Here is a 1,808-nt window from a genome sequence, read left to right as displayed (position 1 = left end):
CGTCGTGTTCGTACGTCAATTCGAGACAACCGTTGCATCAAAGCCAGTCGGCACACCCGGCATTCGGGCGATGCAAAGCCCAATCGCAAGCATCCGGTCGGCACTCCGCGCTTTCGTCGGGATAACGTCCAGCGTCACCGGGTCGGGACGTTTGCATGTTCCATTTGAAAACGGCCGCAAGCCCGACTCCGGTGCACGCAATGGTTATCAGACTTACAACGCTGCGCTTCGGGGTGGCAGTGGAGGAACATTCGCCCGCTGCCGCAAGCTTCCCATCTTAACGCAATTTGCCCCGCTCACGGGTGGGAAGTGGGTGGTGTTCCTGGAGATCCGGTGCGTTCGGGGTACGGCGTTGGATCAGCGTTCGCGAACAGGTAGAGTCGTCCATCAGAGCGTATCGTGATCGTAAGCCGAATGTCATTGCGTTTACAAGGGCCATCGTAGAAGCGAATGGCAGGTCCGGGTCCGTATGCACTATCGCCGACGTCAAGCGGATCGTAGCGGAATCCGTATTCCAGCAAAGGGCAACCGGATATTGGTGCATCTGGATCGGCGGCCAGCTGGATGATACCGGCATGCGGCCGGATCATCATCGAATACTTAAGCAGTGGATCGACGAATGTAAGATCGAAGACCTGGTAATTCGGCTCGGTGTGATGGTGGTATACGATCGTCGCGTGCAAAACGTCAGCCAATCGTGTGATGTCGGTCGGCGTGGTCATGCGAAAGATTCAGTCGGATAACGGTTGACATCACCGGGTGGCGGCGAAACGCTTGCAAGCAGACGAAAACGGCAACCACCGCCACTCCGGTGCATGTCTTGGTTATCCGAGATTATGTCTACGAGGCGAACCGCCAACGGGCATGGGCCGCGCGAGCGGAAAATAACGACGGGACGCCGCCACGATGATCTGCGCGAGCAGAAAACAACGGCGGGACGCCGCCAACCTGGCTTGTCCGCACCATCAGCAGTCGAGATCGCGTATGAAGTCTTGATCCGGGTGGATGCGATCATAAGGTATCCCGAGTTGCTCAGCAACGATCCTTCGCACTCGCAACGCAGTATCCCTAGACACATTGGGGGAGCATTTCGCGACAAATTCATCGTCAGTAATGGGTGGCCAACGCTCGTTGAAAGATCGCTCGCGCCTACTCGCAGCGATCAAGGCAATGGTGATAAACAACGCGATGCAAAAGAACGCAACAACGAATCGGTCAGTCAGGAGTTCCATGCGGTGTCACGTGCCTTTGTTCGATCCGGGGCATGAGCGCACCCAGTCGGATAACGTTCGACATCACCGGGTGGCGGCGAACATCGTGATTTCGAGCAAACGTAACCACCGCCACTCCGGTGCATGTCATGGTTATCGGCTTTTACGAACGGGTGCTGGGCAGCGGAAACCGCGTCGCAACAGTCTAACCGGCGTTGATTCGTGCAGCAAGCAATCGGGTGTTGTCCGTAAACGAAGGATCGAAAACGTTGCGGTGCCATCAACAAACGCCAACAGTAAACACAAGTTCGGCTTACGAGCGGCGTACGTCGCGGCAACCGTCAACAATGGATCAAGACGGTCGAAGCGCTGAGTCGCTAACGCAAAAGCCGAACGACAAACTTGCAATCGAGCGTTGCTGCAATCGCTAGTGCGAGCGAACAAGCCAAACACCTGAGCGGTCAGTCCGATAACGTTGCCCGTCACCGGGCCGGGAGTGTTAAGTCAACCATTTCAAAACCGGCCGCAAGCCCGGCTCCGGTGCACGGGATGGTTACCCGCCGTCTAAACGGTCAGAGCAGCTCCTCGTCTAGCACC

1 protein-coding gene is annotated in these 1,808 nt (G+C 56.8%); it reads right to left on the bottom strand.

The features are described 5' to 3' along the window. Positions 1–296 precede the first annotated feature (296 nt). Positions 297–722 carry a hypothetical protein gene (locus Poly51_RS30200; protein WP_146462675.1) on the bottom strand — a complete coding sequence of 142 codons (426 nt, stop codon included), beginning with the start codon at positions 720–722 and terminating at the stop codon, positions 297–299. Between the last annotated feature and the right edge of the window lie 1,086 nt (positions 723–1,808).

Source organism: Rubripirellula tenax (assembly GCF_007860125.1).
In the GTDB taxonomy this organism is placed as follows: Bacteria; Planctomycetota; Planctomycetia; order Pirellulales; family Pirellulaceae; genus Rubripirellula; species Rubripirellula tenax.
Note: the sequence above shows the minus strand (reverse complement) of the source record. Positions and strands in the feature narration are given on the sequence as shown.

Bases quoted from the DNA above. Each gene is read 5' to 3' on its own strand.
- Poly51_RS30200 (WP_146462675.1), bottom strand. From the start codon at position 722: ATGACCACGCCGACCGACATCACACGATTGGCTGACGTTTTGCACGCG.